We start from the raw sequence: 19024 nt of genomic DNA on the forward strand, positions 1-19024 counted from the left end.
GTCACGCTCCATGACGCGGATCGAAGACGTCGCGCAGCCCGTCGCCGAGCAGGTTGAACGCGAGGCTGACGAGCAGGATCGCGATGCCGGGCAGCGTCGCGACCCACCATGCGTCGAGCAGCACGTTGCGGCCCGACGCGACCATGAAGCCCCATTCGGGGCTTGGCGGCTGCGCGCCGAGGCCGAGGAAGCCGAGGCCCGCGACGGTCAGGATGATGCCGGCCATGTCGAGCGTCGCGCGCACGATCACCGACGACATGCACAGCGGCATGATGTAGCGCAGCAGGATCCGCGGGCCCGACGCGCCCTGCAGCCGCGCTGCGTGGATGAAGTCGGCCTGCGCGATGCGGATCGTCTCGGCGCGCGCGAGCCGCGCGTAGGCGGGCCACGCGGTGATCGAGATCGCGACGACCGCGTTGATCACGCCCGGCCCGAGCGCGGCGGCGAACGCGAGTGCGAGCACGATCTTCGGGAACGCGAGCGCGATGTCGGTGATGCGCATCAGCACGCTGTCGACGAAGCCGCCGCAATTGCCGGCGGTCATGCCGATCAGGAGGCCGATCGGCACGACGATCACGACGACGAGCAGCGCGATGCCGAGGGTGAGGCGCGAACCGTCGATCATCCGCGAAAGGATGTCGCGGCCGAGCTGGTCGGTGCCGAACCAGTGCGATGCCGAACCGGGCGGCAGCAGCCGGTCGGACAGCACCTGCCGCAGCGGATCGTGCGGCATGATCAGCGGGCCGACGATCGCAACGACGATCAGCGTGACGAGGATCGCGAGCCCGAACAGGTTCAGCGGATTGGCAGCGAAGCGGCGCCAGCGGCGGTACGCGAGGCCGAACGCGGCCTGCGAGCGCGACGCGGGCGCATGGGACAGCAGCCACGCGCGCAGTGTGAGACGCTCGGCATTCATGGTCGGGGGGCCTTCGGCATGGGTGGAACAAGAAGCAGGATGGAAACGGTCATGTCGAGGCGGCCCTCAGCGCGCACGCGGATCGAATACGCGGTACAGCGCATCGGTCAGCAGGTTGACGGTGATGAACATCACGCCGATCACGAGCGTCGCGCCGAGCACCGCGTTCATGTCGGCGTTCAGCAGCGCGCCCGTCAGGTACGAACCGATCCCCGGCCACGCGAACACGATCTCGGTCAGCACCGAGCCTTCGAGCAGGTTGCTGTACGTGAGCGCGATCACGGTGAGCAGCGGCACCGCGATGTTGCCGAACGCGTGCCGCCAGATCACGCGGCGCTCGGACAAGCCCTTCGCGCGCGCGGTGACGATGTATTCCTGGCTCAGTTGATCGAGCATGAACGAGCGCGTCATCCGGCTCAGGTACGCGACCGAGTAGTAGCCGAGGATCGCGGCCGGCAGCGCGATGTGCGACACCGCGTTGCGGAACACGTCCCACTCGCCCGCGAGCGCCGCGTCGATCAGCAGGCTGCCCGTGCGCGGGTCGACCATCCCGTCGTACACGGGATCGAGCCGGCCCGGCCCGCCGACCCAGTGCAGCCGCGCATAGAACAGCAGCAGCCCCATCAGCCCGAGCCAGAACACCGGCACCGAATTGCCGATCAGGCCGACGAAGCGCGCGATGTGATCGATCGGCCGGTTGTGCTTCACCGCGGCCGCGACGCCGAGCGGCACGCCGATCGCGATGCCGATCAACGTCGCGATCGTCGCGAGTTCGAGCGTGGCGGGGAACACGCGCCGGATGTCGTCGAGCACCGGGTTCGACGTCAACAGCGACATGCCGAGATTGCCGTGCAGCACGTCGCGCGCGTAGATCAGGAACTGCGTGACGAGCGGCTTGTCGAGGCCGAGCGCGATGCGCTCGGCCGCGTACGCCTCGGCCGACGCGCGATCGCCGAGGATCGCGAGCACGGGGTCGATCGGCACCTTGCGACCGATCACGAACGTCAGCGCGAGCAGCCCCGCGAACGTGACGGCGAGCGTGAGCGCCCAGCGCAGCACGCGCAGCGCCCAGCGCACGGCCGGGCGCCGCGCGGGCAGCGTGCGCAGTGCTTCGAGGGAGGAGGCGGGAGTCGACATGCGGCGAACCTTATTGCTTCTTCAGGTTACGGTACGACACGAGATCGTTGATCGGTCCGACTTCGAGCCCGCTCACGCCGGGCCGCGTCGCGACCTGCGCGACCTTCTGGAACATGATCACGAACGGCGAGCGCGCGAGCATCTCCTTCTGCATCGCCTGGTACCGCTGCGCGCGCTGCGCGGCGGTCGGTTCGGCGAGCGCGGTGTCGGTTTCCTTCGTCAGTTGCGGGATGTCCCAGCTGTTGCGCCAGGCCAGCATCTTGTAGCTCGACTTGTCGGAGTTGTCGGGGTTCCATGCGAAACCCTGCGCGTTGCTGTGCGGGTCGATGTAGTCGGCCGACCATTCGCCGATGTAGACGTCGTGCTGGCGCGCGCGGTATTTCGCGAGCGTTTGCTTGTTGTCGCCGGGGATCAACTGCACCTTGATGCCCGCCTGCGCGAAGTTCGCCTGCACGGCCTGCGCGATCTCCGTGTACGGATAGTCGTTGCGCACGTCCATCGTCATGGAGAAGCCGTTCGGCACGCCGGCCTTCGCGAGCAGCGCCTTCGCCTTCGCGACGTCGAGCTTGTACGGGTTCGAATTCAGCGTGCCGAGGAAACCTTCGGGCAGGAAGGTCTGGTGCACCTTGTAGGTCGTCTTCACGACGTTCGCCTGGATGCCCGCATAGTCGACCAGCCACTTCAGCGCTTCCTGCACGTCAGGCTTCGCGAGCGTCGGGTTCTTCGTGTTCAGGCCGAGATACAGCAGCGTCGCCTGCGGCGAGGCCGTGACCTTCGCCTTGCCCGATTTCACGACCGACGCGAGATCGTCGGGGCTCAGGTCACGCGCCGCGTCCACGTCGCCGTTTTCCAGCAGCAGCCGCTGGCTTGCCGCTTCGGGCACGTGGCGCAGCACGATGCGCTTCATCGCGAGCGGCAGCCGGTAGCCGTCGAAGCGTTGCAGCACGATGCTGTCGCTGGGGGCCCACTTCACCAGCTTGTAGCCGCCGGAGCCGGCCTCGTTGGTCTTCAGCCACGCGTTGCCGAAGTCGTTGCCCTGCTGGTGCGACAGCAGCAGCTTCTTGTCGAGCACCGACGCGGGCCACGAACCGAGCACGTTGAGCACGAAGGTCGGCGCGTATTTGTGATCGGTGGTGATCGATACCGTCTGGTCGTCGAGCTTCTTCACGTTCGCCGCGACGTTGGCCTTCGTGAGGCCGATGCCGGTCAGCACCGCGGCCGGGCCCTTGTCGAGCAGCACCGTGCGCTGGATCGACCACGCGACATCGTCGGCCGTCAGCGGGTTGCCCGAGTGGAACTTGAGGCCCGAGCGCAGCTTGAACGTATAGGTCAGGCCGTCGGGGCTCACCGACCACGACTGCGCGACGTCGCCGTTGAATTTCGACGGATCGCGCAGGTCGACGCGCACGAGCCGGTCATACGTGTTCGCGACGTATTCCTCCGGCACCAGCTCGTAGATTTCGCCGGGATCGAGCGTCGTGAATTCGTCGAGCAGCGTGGCCATCACGAACATGTCCTTCGGCGTTTCCGCGCGGGCGGCGGAAAGCGGAACGGCGGCGAGCAGGGATGCGGCGGCGAGCGCCGCGACGAGCCGGGAGGTCGGGAATTTCATGGGCGCTTCTCCATCTGTCGTTGAAGTCGTTTGAGTCGTTGAACGTGAACGTGCATGAAAAAGGGGGCGTGCAGCGTCGTCACATCAGGCGCCACGGGCCGCTCGCCGCGTTGTCGATCGGCGGCAACGCGTGCGAACCCGGCAGCTCGTAGTGCCACCACTCGCTGTCGATGTGCGCGAAGCCGGCCGCATGCATCACGCCGAGCAGCAGCAGCCGGTTGCGTTGCACTTGCTCGGGCAACCCCGCGTGAAAGTGCCCCGACGCGGCCACCATCTCGTCGAAGCCGGTGCCCATGTCGAGCGGCTCGCCGTTCGCACCGACGAGCGTCAGGTCGATCGCGGTGCCGCGGCTGTGGTTCGACCCGCGGCCGAGATCGGCGACGAAGTTCGGATCCGGCAGGAAATCCCACAGCACCTGCTGCGCCTGCGGCGGCCGGTACGCGTCGTAGATGCGCAGCGTGAAGCCGGCCTGCGCGGCGACCTCGACCGCGCGGCGCAGCGCGGCTTCGGCCGGCTCGAGCAGCAGACAGTGCGCGTTGCGGTAGATCGGCTTGCCGGTCAGGTTGCGCTCGGTCGCATAGACGAGATCGATCTCGACGCGATGCGTGGCGGGGGTGATTTCGACGAGGCGGTGACGGTTCATTGGCGGTCGGGATGCGCTCAGGATTCGAATTGGTCGAACGTGCGCTGCAGTTCGCGGTTGCGCTCGACGCGCCGGTCGATCGCGGGACCGAGGCGGTCGACCACGGCGGTGATCAGCAGGTTGAACAGGCAGGTGAGCGGCGCGAGCGAATCCCAGAACTGGCCGACGTCGGTCTTCACCTGCAGCAGGTCGGCCGGCCATTCGCGCGCCCACGGGCAATACAGGTCGGTGACCAGCGCGAACGGCTGGCCGCGTTCGGCAGCGGCCTGGCAATAGCGGCGCGCGCTGCGCGAATAGGCGCGCGTATCGGTGACGATGCAGTACGGCCGCTCGAATTCGGAGTTCAGCGAATCGACGTACGAGCCCGACTGCCCGTCGGAATAGAACACGCGCGGGCGCAAGTATTCGAGATAACTGCTGAACGCATTGCTGATACCGCGGGTCGACTGGATGCCGAGGATGAACACGGCATCGGCTTGCGCGATCCGGTCCGCCACCTGCGCGAACACCGGTTCTTCGGCAAGCCGGTACACGTGGCGGATCGCGTCGAGTTCGCGATCGAGCGACGACGCCAGCGCGCCGTCGCCGCGAGGGCTGTCGCGCTCGCCGGTGGACGTGAGCGTGGCGGCGGTGCGGCGGTATTCGTCGAGGCGATCGGTGATCATCCACGGGCGGTCGCTGCCGCCGCGCAGTTCGCGTTTCAGGTCGTCGAGGTTCCGGTAGCCGACGCTGCGCAGGAAGCGCCCGACCGAGATGCCGCTGGTGCCGGTCTGCTGCGCGATCTGGTCGGCGGTTTCGAGCCCGAGCCGGTCGAGGTTCGCGAGCATGTAGCTCGCGATGCGCTTCGCGGTCGGCGTCAGCTCGGCAAAGCGGGATTCGACGGTATGGGCGAATGCGCAGGTCATCGAAATGTTAGATCGTTGTCATCGAATAATTTGATGTCATCTATCTAACAAAGCCAAAATCATTCGCGCCAGCGGATAAAAACTATGGGGTGGTGGTGGGTGATAGGGCTGGGCGGCCGCGCCAGACAACAGAATAGCGCAGGCTGCACCGCAAATTATGTCTGTCAGGAATATTTTGCGTTTATCTCTCACGGAGATAATTTGCGTTTATGTCTGTGAGAGATATACTGCGTTTATTGTCTACTGGACTCCATGCCGTGAATCTCATCGTCAATACCCCCGCGCAACTGGGCGAAATCCTGTCGTCCGCGCGTCAGGCCAAGGGGCTGACGCAAGCCGAGGCGGCGACGCGCATCGGCGTAGGCCAGTCGCGCATATCGTCGCTTGAAACTACGCGCACCGAAAGCCTGTCGCTCAGCCAATTGCTCGAATTGACCACGCTGTACGGTCTCGAACTCAGCATCCGCATGAAGGACGGGCGCGACGCTGCCGACGTCGAGTGGTAGACGATGGGACGTAAGTCGCACACTCGCGCCCTGTCGATCTGGGCCAACGGTCAGCGGGTCGGAGCATGGCGAATTCCGGCGCGCGGCGACATGGAGCTGTTGTACGACACCGGCTGGAAGCAGTCCGATGCCGGGCGTCCGCTGTCGCTGTCGCTACCGTTCGGGATCGGCGATGCGCCGTTGCGCGGCGCGCGCGTGAACCACTACTTCGACAACCTGCTGCCCGACAGCGATGCAATTCGTCGCCGGCTTGCGTCGCGGTTCGGCACGGCGACGATCGAGCCGTTCGATCTGCTCGCCGCGCTTGGTAGAGACTGTGTCGGCGCGGTGCAGTTGCTCGGCGAGGACGAAACGCCGACCGGCCATGACCGGATCGATGGTACGCCGTTGTCCGATGACGAGGTGGCGCGCGTGCTCGATCAGGCGAGCGGGGTGGCGGGCGGTGCACAGGATGACGACGACTTCCGCCTGTCGCTGGCTGGTGCGCAGGAAAAGACCGCGCTTCTGTTTCATGACGGGCGATGGATGCGCCCGCATGGCGCGACGCCGACGACGCATATCCTCAAGTTGCCGCTCGGGCTGGTCGGCAACAAGCGTGCGGATCTCACCGCGTCCGTCGAAAACGAATGGCTGTGCCTCGCGATCCTGCGGGCATTCGGCTTGCCGACGGCCGATGCCGACATCGTGCGTTTCGGCGAACACAAAGTGCTGTCGGTCGCGCGTTTCGATCGTGCGCTTCATCGTGACGGCAAACGGCTGTTGCGCTTGCCGCAAGAGGATTTCTGCCAGGCGCTCGGCGTGCCGCCGCATCTGAAATATGAATCGCACGGCGGCCCCGGTGTACCCGATCTTGCAGCGATCCTGCGCCGGTCGGAAACGGCGCAGGCCGATCTCGACACCCTGTTCACCGCTCTGGTCGTGTTCTGGATGCTGGCCGCCCCGGACGGGCATGCGAAGAACTTCAGCCTGCGGCTGCTGCCGGGCGGCCGCTTCCGTCTGACGCCGCTTTACGACGTGATGTCGATCTGGCCGGTAGAGGGGGACGGCGCGAACCAATGGTCGTGGCACAAGGCGAAACTCGCGATGGCCGTGCACGGCAAGCGCAAGCACTACGCGATGCGTGACATCACACGCCGTCACTTCAGCGCGATGGCCGAGCATTGTCTGCTCGGCGACATCGCGACGCCCATCGTCGAACGGCTCGTCGCCGCGACACCGGACGTGATCGACTCGGTCGGCGCGGCGCTGCCGACCGGGTTTCCGGCAAGGATCGCCGAACGCGTTCTGGGCGGATTGCGCTTCGCTGCCCAGCGCCTCGCCGAACTTCCGCGCACCTGACATCGGGCCGCAACGCTTCGGCGCATTTTCCCGCGCCTACTGCTGCATGTCCTGCGCCTCGCGCAGCCGCCAGATCGCATTGCACTGCTCGTTCAGCCGCCCCCCCCCCCCCCCCCCCCCCCGCGCACCGGCATCGCCGGCCGCGCGGGCAGCAGGCGTCACTTTGCCAGCGTGCGGTACGACACGAGGTCGTTGATCGGCCCGATCTCGGGGCCGGTGGTGCCGGGGCGCGTCGCGACCTGCACGACCTTCTCGAACATGATGATGAACGGCGAGTTCGCGAGCACGGACTTCTGTAGCGCCTCGTAACGCTGTGCGCGCTTCGCGGGCGACGGCTCGGCGAGCGCGGCCTCCGTGTCCTTCGTCAGTTGCGGGATGTCCCAGCTGTTGCGCCACGCGAGCATCTTCGTCTTCGACTGGTCGGAATTGTCCGGATTCCATGCGAAGCCGCGCGCGTTGCTGTTCGGGTCCATGTAGTCGGGCGACCATTCGCCGATGAAGATGTCGTGCTGGCGCGCGCGATACTTGCCGATCGCCTGCTTCGCATCGCCCGGAATCAGCTTCACGCGGATGCCGCCTTGCGCGAAGTTCGCCTGCAGCGCCTGTGCGATCTCGACGTACGGATAATCGTTCGGCATGTCCATCGTCACGTCGAAGCCGTTCGCCACGCCGGCCTTCGCGAGCAGCGCCTTCGCCTTCGCGACGTTGAGCTTGTACGGATTCGAATCCAGCGTGCCGAGGAAGCCTTCGGGCAGGAACGTCTCGTGCACCTTGTAGGTCGTGCTGACGATGTTGTGCTGGATGCCGTCGTAGTCGACGAGCCACTTCATCGCCTGCTGCACTTCGGGCTTCGCGAGGTTCGGGTTCTTCGTGTTCAGGCTCAGGTACAACAGCGCGGACACCGGCCACGACGCGACCTTGATCTTGCCGGCCTTGGTCAGCGCGGCGAGGCTGTCGGGGCTCAGGTTGCGCGCGGCGTCGACGTCGCCGTTCTCGAGCAGCAGACGCTGCGCCGACGCCTCGGGCACGTGACGCAGCACGACGCGTTTCATCGGATACGGCGCGCGGTATTTTTCGAAGCGCTGCAGCACGATGCTTTCGTTCGGCGTCCACTTGGCGAGCTGGTACGGGCCCGAGCCCGCGTCGTTGGTCTTCAGCCAGCCGCTGCCGAAATCGTTGCCTTGCTGGTGCGACGTCAGCAGCTGTTTGTCGAGGACGGATGCCGGGCACGCGCTCAGCACGTTGAGCACGAAGCTCGGCGCGTACTTGCGGTCGGTTTCGAGCACGAAGGTCTGCGCATCGACCGCGCGCACCTTCTGCATCACGTTCGCCTTCGTGAGGCCGAGATCGGCGAGTACGCCGGCCGGGCCCTTGTCGAGCAGGATAGTGCGCTGCAGCGACCACGCGACGTCGTCGGCGGTGACGGCGTTGCCGGAATGGAACGTCAGGCCCGGGCGCAGCTTGAACGTGTAGGTGACGCCGTCGGCGCCGACCGTCCAGGATTGCGCGATCTGCCCGTTGAATTTCGTCGGGTCCTTCAGGTCGACCCGCACGAGCCGTTCGTAGGTGTTCGCGACGTATTCGGACGGCACGAGCTCGTAGATTTCGCTCGGGTCGAGCGTCGTGAATTCGCCGAGCTGCGTGGCGACGACGAAAATGCCGGGCGGCGTCGCGGCGTGGGCCGGCAGCGCCGGAACGAGGGCGACGAGCGTGGCGCTGACGAACAGCCGGGACAGCAGGTGCTTCATGCGGGCTCCGTGGAAAGGGAATCGTGGTGCGATTCTCTCATCGACGGCGGCCCGGATGAAAATATTCGATGGGCGCGCAGAAGGGCGCCCGGAAGGAAACGGCGAGCGCGCCGGGCGCGGTGCCCGGCACCGGCGGCGGTCAGATCACGCAGCGCGCGATCGCGAAGCGCATCGCTTCCTCGGCCGGTTCGCTGCCCGAGCCGCGCACGACCTTGACGACGGAACCATTACCCGACGGCGTCAGCGTGACGAAGTACGAGCGCGATCCGACGGTGATATCGGTCACGCCGTTGTGCTGCGACTGCTCGGTGCCCGACAGGCGGCTGTCGAGGCAGTTGGCGATCGCATGGGCCGGGCGCGCCGATGACACGTAGATCATCGGCGCCGAGCCGGACGCGGCCGAATCGGACGAGGGCGCGGAACCGCAGGCGGCGAGCAGGGCGGCGGGAAGGAGCAGCAGGAATCGTTTCATGATCGGGATCGTCGTGTGTCTCGTGTCGAGGCTGGGGCGCGGTACGCGAAACGCGGAGCTTCGCGACGAAACCGCCGGCATCGTGCCGTTCTTGACGGTCGATACGGGAGGCGGCTGACGTCGGAGTATACCCGCGGCCTCTGACCCAAGCGGCGCGCTGAAACGATTCGATACAACAACAAGCGCCCGCTGTCGCACGGCGGCAGCGGGCGTTTCAAGCGATGGCGAATCGACGTGTGCCGGCGTTACTGCCCGATCTTGTGGCTGACCGCATTTTCCTGCTGGTTCAGCACGTGCTTTTCGCTCTGCGTAATGTGGCCGCGATCCTGCGCGGCCATGTCCCGCTCTTCGCGGCGGATCTTGCGGTCGTCACGATGCAGGCGCGCGGCCTGGGCGTGCGACATCTCGCCTTCCTTCACTTCGTGATGGATCCGGCGATTCTGGTTGGCGAGGCGCTCGTTGACCTCTTCGCGGCGCGGATGCGCGCGCTGCCACGGCGTGTCGGCGAACGCGGTGCCGGTCAGCACCGACATCAGGGTGGCGGCGATCGCGAGATGGCGGGTAAGGGCTCGCATGCGGTTTTCTCCTGTCGTTGCGCGTCACGAAACGTGTGCGCTTGTCGAAAAAACGCGCGGAAGGCCCCGGCTGTTGACGTTTCCGCCTGTATCGATTGCAAGCGTTTATTACGTCTGCAGAGAGCGGGCAGCGCTCGCGGTGCGCGATCAATGCGCACCGGCTGCCGCCGCATCCGTGTCGCCGCCGCCCGAACGTGCCGGCTTCGTGATCCAGATCAGCGGAATGATCGCGATGAAGATGATCGCCGACACGTAGAAGATGTCGTTCAGCCCCATCACGGCCGCCTGCGAATCGACCGACGCGTTGAAGAACGCGAGCGCCGAATCGGGGCCCAGATGCAGCAGCGCGCGCGCCGCGTCGATCTGCTGCGCGAAGACCGGATTGCCGACACTCGCCTGTTCGGTGAGCCGCACATGATGCAGGATCGTCCGGTCGTTCCACGCATTGCTGATCAGCGACGTGCCGACCGCACCGCAGAACGTGCGGCCGAAGTTCGACAGGCCGGCGGCGGCCGGGATCTTCTCCGGCGGCAGTCCCGACAGGATGATCGCGGTGAGCGGCACGAAGAACATCGCCATCGGAATGCCCTGCAGCAGCGTCGGCAGCACGAGATCCCGGTGCGACACGTCGGAATAGAACGCCGTGCGCATCATGAACACGACCGCGAAGCCGATGAACGCAAGGGTCGCGAGGTAGCGCGGATCGGTGCGCGGCAGGATGCGCCCCATCACCGGCGTCAGCACGATCGCGAAGATCCCGAGCGGCGCGGTGGCGAGGCCGGAATCGATCGCGCGATAGCCGAGATAGCCCTGCATCCACTGCGGCAGCAACACGAGCGTGCCGAAGAACATTCCGTAGGCAACCGAGATCGCGATCGTGCCGCCCGCGAAGTTGCGCTGCGTGAAGAGCCGCAGATCGACGATCGGATTGGCCGAGGTGAGCTCCCACACGAGAAAGAACGCGAAACCGATCAGCGCGACGATGCCGAGCGCGACGACGACGGGCGAGTTGAACCAGTCGAGATCCTTGCCCTTGTCGAGCATGATCTGCAGCGACGCGACCCACAGCACCAGCAACACGAGGCCGACGGTATCGATCGGCAGGCGGCGCACGGGCGATTCGCGGTCGCGGAACACGATCCACGTGACCGCCGCCGCGAAGAAGCCGACCGGAATGTTGATGTAGAAGATCCACGACCAGTTGTAGTCGTACGTGATCCAGCCGCCGAGCGACGGCCCCGCGATCGGGCCGACGAGCGCCGTCATCGACCACAGCGCGAGCGCCGTCGCCGATTTCTGCCGCGGCCACGCGCCGAGCAGCAGCGCCTGCGACAGCGGTGCGAGCGGCCCGGCGACCGCGCCCTGCAGGATCCGCGCGGCGAGCAGCGTCGGCAGGTTCGGCGCGATCCCGCACAGCCACGACGCGAACACGAACAGCAGGATCGACGTGACGAACAGGCGGACCTGGCCAAAGCGCTGCGTGAGCCAGCCGGTGAGCGGAATCGACACCGCGTTCGCGGCCGCGAAGATCGTGATCACCCACGTGCCTTCGTCGACCGACACGCCGAGGTCACCCGAAATCGTCGGGATGGCGACGTTCGCGATCGACGAGTCGAGCACGTTCATGAACATCGCGAGCGATACCGCGATGGTGCCGATCGCGAGTCGGCCGCCCGACAGCGGGCGTGGGGTGAACGAAGAGGACATGGTATTCCTGCGGGATGAAGGCGGCGTACGCCGCACGCGGCTCGGCGCGCATGCGCGCCGGCGGGTGAAACGGACGGCCGCACGCGAGCGCGCGAGCGGCCCGGCCAAGCGGCGCCGTCGCGTGGCGGCGTACGGATCGATCGTTGAAGCGGATGCGCGAAGCCGTGGCGGGCTTCGCGAGGCGGATGAACGCCGGTCAGGAAGGAGCGACGCGCGTGACGCGTCGGCGGGCAGCCGGTGCGTGGCTGCCGTAGCGTGCAGGTGTTTTTTGCATCGGCACAGGCTAACGGATGCGGCGAACGACGAGCAACGCTCGCCGCCTCATTAATTCCTTTCGTGAGCTGCAATAATCCGGCGCGCGCGTGCCGCTCGCCGAGCGTGCGATGGCGATTACGGCACGCTGCGCCACGCGGTGAAGCGTTCCGTCAGGAACTCGACGAACGCGCGCACCTTGCTGTCGAGCGTCGCGCGGCGCGGATAGAGCACGTGAAGCTCGACGTCGTCGGTGCGGTGCCAGTCGGGCAGCACGATTTCGAGTTCGTTGTTCTCGAGCCGCCGTGCCGTGTAGTGCGTGGAGATCAGCGCGATGCCGCCGCCGCTCGCGGCCTGGCGCAGCACGGTGACCGATTCGTTCGCGATCAGCACGGGCCGCACCGGCACGTCGGCCACGTCGCCGGCGGCGTTGGTGAGCGTGAGCGTCAAGCCCGGTGCATCGCGGCCGACGTACAGGATGTCGTGCTGCGCGAGTTCCTGCGGCGTTTGCGGGCGCCCGGCGCGGTCCAGATACGCCGGGCTCGCGGCGAGCTTCGCGTGCGACCAGCCGAGCGAGCGCGCGACGTAGCCGGAATCGGTCAGCATGCCCGCGCGCAGCGCGACGTCGAAGCCGTGCGCGACGAGGTCGAGCGGACTGTTGTCGTAGATCAGCACGAGCTGGACGCGCGGGTAGCGCCGGCGAAATTCGGCGAGCGCCGGCTCCAGCTCGAACAGGCCGATCGAGTACGGCACCAGCACGCGCAGCGTGCCTTCGGGATCGGTGCGCAGCGCGCGGGCCTGGCGGTCCGCGTCGAGCAGGATCTCCTCGGCGCGCAGGCAGCGGTCGTAATAGTCGCGCCCGGCTTCGGTGACGGACACGCGACGGGTGGTCCGGTACAGCAACTGCACGCCGAGATCGTCCTCGAGCTGCTTGACCTTGCGGCTCACGCGACTCAGCGGCATGTCGAGTTGCACGGAGGCCGCGGTGAAGCTGCCGCGTTCGACCACGCGCAGAAAGATGCGGATGCTCTCGAAGTCCATACAGGTTGTTTCATCAGTGTTCGGGCTGCGCGCATCTTACCGCCGCTTGCAGGATCGCTTCGTGTCGGTCGCGCGGATTATCCCGACCGCTGCAATACCGCATTGCGTCCGCACCGTAGTGGCGGCCGCCGCGCGACCGTATGCTCGCCGCATGAAATTCGCCTTCCCCAGCCTGCCGCCGTTCACGCTCGTGCGCACCGCGTTGCGCGACGCATGGCCCGCGTTGCCGCCCGGCGCACTCGGCTTCGCACTGCGCAATACCGCTGCATCGCTGCTCGCGCTCTACATCGCCTTTCGCATGAATCTCGACGATCCGAAATGGGCGGCCTCCACCGTGTGGATCGTCGCGCAGGGCACGCGCGGGATGGGGCTGTCGAAGAGTCAGTACCGGATCCTCGGCACGGCGATCGGCGCGCTCGTCGCGCTCGCGCTGGCCGGTGCATTCGCGCAGACGCCCGAGCTGTTCCTGACCGCGCTCGCCGTGTGGATCGGCCTGTGCGCCGGCGTCGCGACGTTCCTGCGCAATTTCCGCGCGTATGCGGCGGTGCTCGCCGGCTATACGGCCGCGATCATCGCGATGGATGCGGCGTCCGCGCCGCTGCACGCGTTCGATATCGCGACCGCACGGTTCCTGTACGTAGTGGTCGGCATCCTGTGCGGCGCGGCGTTCGAAACGGTGTTCGCGCCGGGTTCGCCGTTGCGCGACGTCCGTACCCGGCTCGCCCGCTATCTCGAACGCGCGGTCGCCGTCGGTGCGGCTGCGTTGCGTCGCGAGCCGAACGGCGCGGCGGTTCACCGGCTGTTCGCGGATGCGCTCGAGCTCGACACCGCGGCCGAATATGCGGCCGCCGGCGCACCGCCCGTGCGTAACGCGATCGGTCATCTGCGCGCGGCGGTGCTGGGCGTGTTGTCGGCCCACGCGGCGGGACAGGCGATCGAAGCGCACGCGGCGCGCAGCGGCGATGCACCGGAGCCGCTGGTCGCCGATGCCGCGCGTGTGCTCGACGGCGTGGCAGCGTCGGGCGCAACCGGGCCCGGGATGGCGGCGCTGCGTGCGCGGGTGGACGATGCGTTGCGCGCCGAGGCCGCCGACCCGACGGGTTCGGACGTCTCGCGCCTGCTCACGCTCGACCGGCTGGGCGCGGTGCTCGCCGGATTCGACGATGCCTTCGCGAACAAGGCACAGGTCGATCTGCCGGTCTCGACACCGTCACGGGTGCGCTACGCGTTCCATCGCGATGCGGTGCTCGCATTTCATAACGGCCTGCGCGCGTGCATCGCGGTGCTGGTCGCGTCGGCGATCTGGATCGTCACCGCATGGCCGTCGGGCGCCGGCTTCGTCGCGATCACGGCCGTGGTCGGCGCGCTGTTCTCGACCCGGCCGAATTCGGCCCGGGCCGCGATCGGGTTCCTCAAGGGCACGGCGTGGGCGGCGGTCGCGGGGATCGTCTGCAATTTCATCCTGCTGCCGGCGGTGTCGGGCTTCGAGATGCTTGCGTACATCCTCGGCGTGTTCCTGATCGGCACGGGTCTCGCGATGCGTCATCCGCGCACCGCCGCGCTCGGCAGCGCGTTCTCGATCTTCTTCTGGAACTTCACGTCGCCGGACAACACCACCCGCATCGGCGACGCGGCGTTCCTGAACAGCGCGCTGGCGACGCTGCTCGGCATCGCGTTCGGCGTGCTGGTGTTCGCGCTCGTGTTTCCTGGTGATCCGGGCACGAGCCGGCGACGGCTGCATCGTGCGGTGCGCCGCGATCTCGCGGAGATCGCCCGCAATCCGCGTGCGTGGTCCGCGAGCACGTGGCTGAGCCGCACGGCGGACCGGCTCGGGCGCGAGCTCGGCTTTGCCGGCAGCCTGCCGCAATCGCTGATCGAGCGCGACATGCGCGACCTGCTGGCGATCTGGGGCATCGGCGACAGCCTGATGTCGCTCGCGGAGCTGCCAGCCCGCGAGCCGGTCGTGCGTCGCGCGGTGACCGTGGTGCGCGGCCGCGTCGCGCTGGCGGACTTCGCACGTCTCGAACGCAGTTGCGATGCGGCCGCACGATCGTTGCGGCGGCGCGTGGCCGACATCGACAGCGACGGCGGCCGGGCATTGCTGCGCGGCGTCGTGCTGCTGAGGCGGATCGAGGACGCGGTCGCCGAACACGGCGCCTTCCTGCGCGGCCGCCGCGACTGAACGACGGGAAGGGCGGCGGCGCGCCGGCGGTTCAGGTGAGCCGATCTCGCGGCCGTACGATCATCGCGGGCGCCGTCAGGCGGCGGCCGATACCGGCGCGGCCGCGCGATGCAGCAGCACGGGCACCGACTTCGATGTCGGCGTGTTGCACACGTCGCCGACGCTGTCGAGCGGCACCAGCGGGTTCGTTTCGGGGTAATACGCGCCGATGCAGCCGCGCGGGATGTCGTATTCGACGAGCAGGAAGCCGTCCGCGCGCCGCTCGATGCCGTCGTGCCACACGGTTTCCAGGTCGACCCAGTCACCGGCCTTCAACCCGAGCATCGCGAGGTCGTCGCGATTGGCGAACACCACGCGGCGCTGCCCGTACACGCCGCGATAGCGGTCGTCGAGCCCGTAGACGGTCGTGTTGTACTGATCGTGCGAGCGCGTCGTCATCAGCGTCATCAGCCGCTCGCCGTGCAGCGCGCGGGCGCGCTGGATCGGCGTGTCGGTCGGCAGCGCGTGCGCGATGAAGTTCGCCTTGCCCGTCGGCGTCAGCCATTCGCGGTCGCGCGAGGCGACGCGCAGGTGGAAGCCGCCCGGCCGCGCGATGCGCGCGTTGTAGTCGTAGAAGCCGTCGAGGGTCGCCTCGATCGCGTCGCGGATCTTCGCGTAATCGTCCTTGTAAGCGAGCCAGTCGATCTTGCCGCTGCCGAACAGCGCGTGACCCAGGTGCGCGACGATCGCGGGTTCCGACATCAGGTTCGCGGAAGCCGGCTTGTTCATCCCGTACGACACATGCACCATGCTCATCGAGTCCTCCACCGTCACGCCTTGCGGCACGTTCTCCTGCAGGTCGATCTCGGTGCGGCCGAGCGTCGGCAGGATCAGCGCGTCGCGGCCGTGGATCAGGTGGCTGCGGTTCAGCTTCGTCGTGATGTGCACCGACAGATCGCAGCGGCGCATGCCTTCCCACGTGCGCGGCGTGTCGGGCGTCGCCATCGCGAAGTTGCCGCCGAGGCCGATGAGCACCTTCACGTGGCCGTCGAGCATGCCTTCGATCGTCTCGACGACGTCGTAGCCGTGGTGACGCGGCGGTTCGAAATCGAACACGTGGCCGAGCCGGTCGAGGAACGCCTGCGACGGCTTCTCCTCGATGCCGACCGTGCGGTTGCCCTGCACGTTCGAGTGGCCGCGCACCGGGCACAGGCCGGCGCCGGGGCGGCCGATGTTGCCGCGCATCAGCATCAGGTTGGTCAGCATCTGCACCGTCGCGACCGAATGCTTGTGCTGCGTGATGCCCATCCCCCACGTCGCGATCACGCGCTCGCTGCGCGCATAGAGCTGCGCGAGGCTGTCGATCTGTTCGTACGGCACGCCGCTCTCGGCCGTCAGCGCCGACCAGCTTTCGTTGCGCAAGTCGTCGGCGAACGCGTCGAAGCCGGCCGTGTGCTCGCCGATGAACGCGGTATCGAGCACGCGCGGCGCACCGGCGGCGCGCGCGGCGTCGTCGAGTTCGAGCACGCGCTTGGCCATCCCCTTGATTAGCGCGAAGTCGCCGCCGATCGTCGGCTGGACGAACGTCGATGCGATCTTCGTGCCGGACATCGTCAGCATCTCGAGCGGGCTTTGCGGATCGGCGAAACGCTCGAGCCCGCGCTCCTTCAGCGGGTTGATCGACACGATCGTCGCGCCGCGCTTCGCGCATTCGCGCAGCTCGCCCATCATCCGCGGATGGTTGGTGGCCGGGTTCTGGCCGAAGATCAGCAGCGTGTCCGCGTGCTCGAAATCGTCGAGCGTGACGGTGCCTTTGCCGACCCCGACCGACGCCGGCAGCCCGCGGCTCGTCGCCTCGTGGCACATGTTCGAGCAGTCGGGGAAGTTGTTCGTGCCGTAGAGGCGCACCAGCAACTGATACAGGAAGGCCGCCTCGTTGCTCGCGCGGCCGGACGTGTAGAACGCAGCCTGGTTCGGATCGGGCAGCGCGCGCAGGTGGCGCGCGATCAGCGAGAACGCGTCGTCCCATGCGATCGGCACGTAGTGGTCGGTCTGCGCGTCGTACACCATCGGGTCGGTCAGGCGGCCGTGCTGCTCGAGTTCGAAATCCGACTGTTCGAGCAGCTCGGTGACCGTGTGCGCGGCGAAGAATTCGGGCGTCACGCGCTTGCTGGTCGCTTCCGCGGCCACGGCCTTCACGCCGTTCTCGCAGAATTCGAACGTCGACGCGTGTTGCCGGTCGGGCCATGCGCAGCCTGGGCAGTCGAAGCCGTCCGGCTGGTTCTGGCGCAGCAGCGTTCGGTAGTTGCCGCCGGTGACTTTTTCCTTGATCAGGTTGATCGTGACGGCTTTCAGCGCGCCCCAGCCGGCGGCCGGGTGGGTGTACGGTTCGATGCGCGCGGCGGCGGATTTCTTTTTCATGATGCTGCGAGGCAGGTGTCAGGGTCGATGCACGCAGCGTACGCGCGGCGTGCTGGCCGCTGTGTGTACACCTTTCAGCTTCAAAAAAGAGTACAGTTGCGGCCATCCACGCAGTGCGGACTGCAACTGTGTTGTTGAAGGGAAGCTGAAAGGGAGGCGCGTGAAGCGTTACGAACAACTGGCCGACGATCTGCAGGCGCAGATCGAGCGCGGTGTGTACCGGCCCGGCGAGCGGATTCCGTCGGTGCGGCAGGCGAGCCGGCAGCAGCAGCTCAGCGTCACGACCGTGCTGCGCGCGTACCTCGTGCTCGAGAGCCGCGGCCTGATCGAGAGCCGGCCGCAGTCCGGCTATTTCGTGCGGGCGCGTGCCACGGCACCCGCCGAAGCGGAGCTGCACGTGTCGGCGCCGGCCGCCGAGCCGTCGGCGGTGGACGTGAGCCGGCTCGTGCTGTCGACGCTGCGCTCGATCTCGCGCGACGACGCGGTGCCGCTCGGCTCGCCGTATCCCGATGCATCGCAGTTCCCGGTGCAGCGTCTTGCGCGCTACGCGCAGACGATCGGGCGCCGCCGCACGCGCTGGGGCGTGATCGACGACCTGCCGCCCGGCAACCAGGAGATGATTCGCCAGATCGCGCGGCGTTACGCGGAGCGCGGGATCGCGGTGGAGCCCGCCGAGATCGTGATGACGATCGGCGCGACCGAGGCGATCAACCTGTGCCTGCAGGCAGTCGCCAGGCCCGGCGACACGATCGCCGTCGAATCGCCGACGTTCTACGCGATGCTGCACGCGATCGAGCGGATGGGCATGCGCGCGCTGGAGGTCGCCACCCATCCGGGCGACGGCATCGATCTCGACGCGCTCGAACGGATCCTCGCGCGCGAGCGCATCGCCGCATGCATGGTGATGCCGAATTTCCAGAATCCGCTCGGCTTCCAGATGCCCGATGCGCGCAAGCGCGCGCTCGTCGAACTGCTCGCGAAGCACGGCGTGCCGGCGATCGAGAGCGACGTCTACCACGAGCTGCATTTCGGCGACACGACGCCGAGCGCGCTGAAATCGTACGATCGCCACGGGCTCGTGCTGCATTGCGCGTCGTTTACGAAGAGCCTGTCGCCGCGCTACCGGATCGGCTGGGCGATGCCCGGCCGTTATCGCGACCAGGTCGAGAAGCTGAAATTCCTCAATACGCTCGCGACGCCGGCGATCGAGCAGCTCGCGATCGCCGAATACCTGAAGCACGACGGCTACGATTTCCATCTGCGGCGGATGCGCAAGCTGTATGCGCAGCAGGCGAACCTGATGAGCGCGATGGTGCGGCGTTTCTTTCCGCAAGGCACGCGGCTGTCGCAGCCGCAGGGCGGGTACGTGCTGTGGGTCGAGCTGCCGCCGCGGGTCGATGCGATGAAGCTGTATGCGCTCGCGCTTGCGCAAGGGATCACGGTCGGGCCGGGCCACATGTTTTCGGCGACGAACGATTACCGGCACTTCATCCGGCTCAACTACAGCTATCCGTGGTCGCGGCAGATCGAGGACGCGCTGAAGGTGCTGGGGCGGCTCGCGACCGACTGCGCGGGGCGGTGAGCGGCGCC

General features: G+C 67.3%; 15 protein-coding genes. 4 read left to right on the forward strand and 11 right to left on the reverse strand.

Annotated elements, in window-relative coordinates; genetic code table 11:
* Window position 1: 1 nt before the first annotated feature.
* The 5 genes from nikC to C7H84_RS02495 form a co-directional block, all read right to left on the reverse strand.
* Complete coding sequence (gene nikC / locus C7H84_RS02475) at window positions 2–916, reverse strand: nickel transporter permease (protein WP_121857250.1); 915 nt, start codon at window positions 914–916, stop codon at window positions 2–4.
* Between the two features lie 66 nt (window positions 917–982).
* Window positions 983–2053, reverse strand: a complete 1071-nt coding sequence (locus C7H84_RS02480; RefSeq protein ID WP_121857251.1) for an ABC transporter permease — start codon at window positions 2051–2053, stop codon at window positions 983–985.
* 10 nt (window positions 2054–2063) lie between these two features.
* Window positions 2064–3665, reverse strand: a complete 1602-nt coding sequence (locus C7H84_RS02485) for an ABC transporter substrate-binding protein (protein ID WP_121857252.1) — start codon at window positions 3663–3665, stop codon at window positions 2064–2066.
* 79 nt (window positions 3666–3744) lie between these two features.
* Window positions 3745–4308 carry a D-alanyl-D-alanine dipeptidase gene (ddpX, locus tag C7H84_RS02490; RefSeq protein WP_121857253.1) on the reverse strand — a complete coding sequence of 188 codons (564 nt, stop codon included), beginning with the start codon at window positions 4306–4308 and terminating at the stop codon, window positions 3745–3747.
* 17 nt (window positions 4309–4325) lie between these two features.
* Entirely contained in the window at window positions 4326–5213 is an 888-nt protein-coding gene (locus tag C7H84_RS02495; protein WP_121857254.1) for a MurR/RpiR family transcriptional regulator, read from the reverse strand.
* Between the two features lie 257 nt (window positions 5214–5470).
* Here C7H84_RS02495 and C7H84_RS02500 point away from each other — a divergent pair, with 257 nt between their 5' ends.
* A complete protein-coding gene (locus C7H84_RS02500; RefSeq protein WP_121857255.1) occupies window positions 5471–5719 on the forward strand; it encodes a helix-turn-helix transcriptional regulator in 249 nt (82 codons plus the stop codon).
* Between the two features lie 3 nt (window positions 5720–5722).
* Window positions 5723–7057 carry a type II toxin-antitoxin system HipA family toxin gene (locus tag C7H84_RS02505; RefSeq protein ID WP_121857256.1) on the forward strand — a complete coding sequence of 445 codons (1335 nt, stop codon included), beginning with the start codon at window positions 5723–5725 and terminating at the stop codon, window positions 7055–7057.
* A 158-nt stretch (window positions 7058–7215) separates the two neighbouring features.
* Here C7H84_RS02505 and C7H84_RS02510 read toward each other — a convergent pair whose 3' ends face one another.
* The 5 genes from C7H84_RS02510 to C7H84_RS02530 all read right to left on the reverse strand — a co-directional run bounded on the left by C7H84_RS02510 (window position 7216) and on the right by C7H84_RS02530 (window position 12852).
* Entirely contained in the window at window positions 7216–8805 is a 1590-nt protein-coding gene (locus C7H84_RS02510) for an ABC transporter substrate-binding protein (RefSeq protein WP_121857257.1), read from the reverse strand.
* 139 nt (window positions 8806–8944) lie between these two features.
* A complete protein-coding gene (locus C7H84_RS02515) occupies window positions 8945–9277 on the reverse strand; it encodes a sugar ABC transporter ATPase (RefSeq protein ID WP_121857258.1) in 333 nt (110 codons plus the stop codon).
* A 245-nt stretch (window positions 9278–9522) separates the two neighbouring features.
* Window positions 9523–9852 carry a hypothetical protein gene (locus C7H84_RS02520; protein WP_121857259.1) on the reverse strand — a complete coding sequence of 110 codons (330 nt, stop codon included), beginning with the start codon at window positions 9850–9852 and terminating at the stop codon, window positions 9523–9525.
* Window positions 9853–9999: 147 nt separating this feature from the next.
* Entirely contained in the window at window positions 10000–11559 is a 1560-nt protein-coding gene (locus C7H84_RS02525; RefSeq protein WP_121857260.1) for a DHA2 family efflux MFS transporter permease subunit, read from the reverse strand.
* A gap of 390 nt (window positions 11560–11949) precedes the next feature.
* Entirely contained in the window at window positions 11950–12852 is a 903-nt protein-coding gene (locus C7H84_RS02530) for a LysR family transcriptional regulator (protein WP_121857261.1), read from the reverse strand.
* 151 nt (window positions 12853–13003) lie between these two features.
* On the opposite strand from C7H84_RS02530, the gene C7H84_RS02535 reads away from it, so the two are divergent.
* Complete coding sequence (locus tag C7H84_RS02535) at window positions 13004–15034, forward strand: FUSC family protein (protein WP_121857262.1); 2031 nt, start codon at window positions 13004–13006, stop codon at window positions 15032–15034.
* Between the two features lie 75 nt (window positions 15035–15109).
* Here the strand turns inward: C7H84_RS02535 and C7H84_RS02540 are convergent, their stop codons facing one another.
* Window positions 15110–17434: an FdhF/YdeP family oxidoreductase gene (locus tag C7H84_RS02540; protein WP_121857263.1), complete on the reverse strand. Its 2325-nt coding sequence runs from the start codon at window positions 17432–17434 to the stop codon at window positions 15110–15112.
* A 160-nt stretch (window positions 17435–17594) separates the two neighbouring features.
* On the opposite strand from C7H84_RS02540, the gene C7H84_RS02550 reads away from it, so the two are divergent.
* On the forward strand, window positions 17595–19016 hold the full coding sequence (locus C7H84_RS02550) for a PLP-dependent aminotransferase family protein (RefSeq protein WP_121857264.1): 1422 nt from the start codon (window positions 17595–17597) through the stop codon (window positions 19014–19016).
* Window positions 19017–19024 lie beyond the last annotated feature (8 nt).

The organism is Burkholderia sp. Nafp2/4-1b (genome assembly GCF_003635165.1).
GTDB lineage: Bacteria > Pseudomonadota > Gammaproteobacteria > Burkholderiales > Burkholderiaceae > Burkholderia.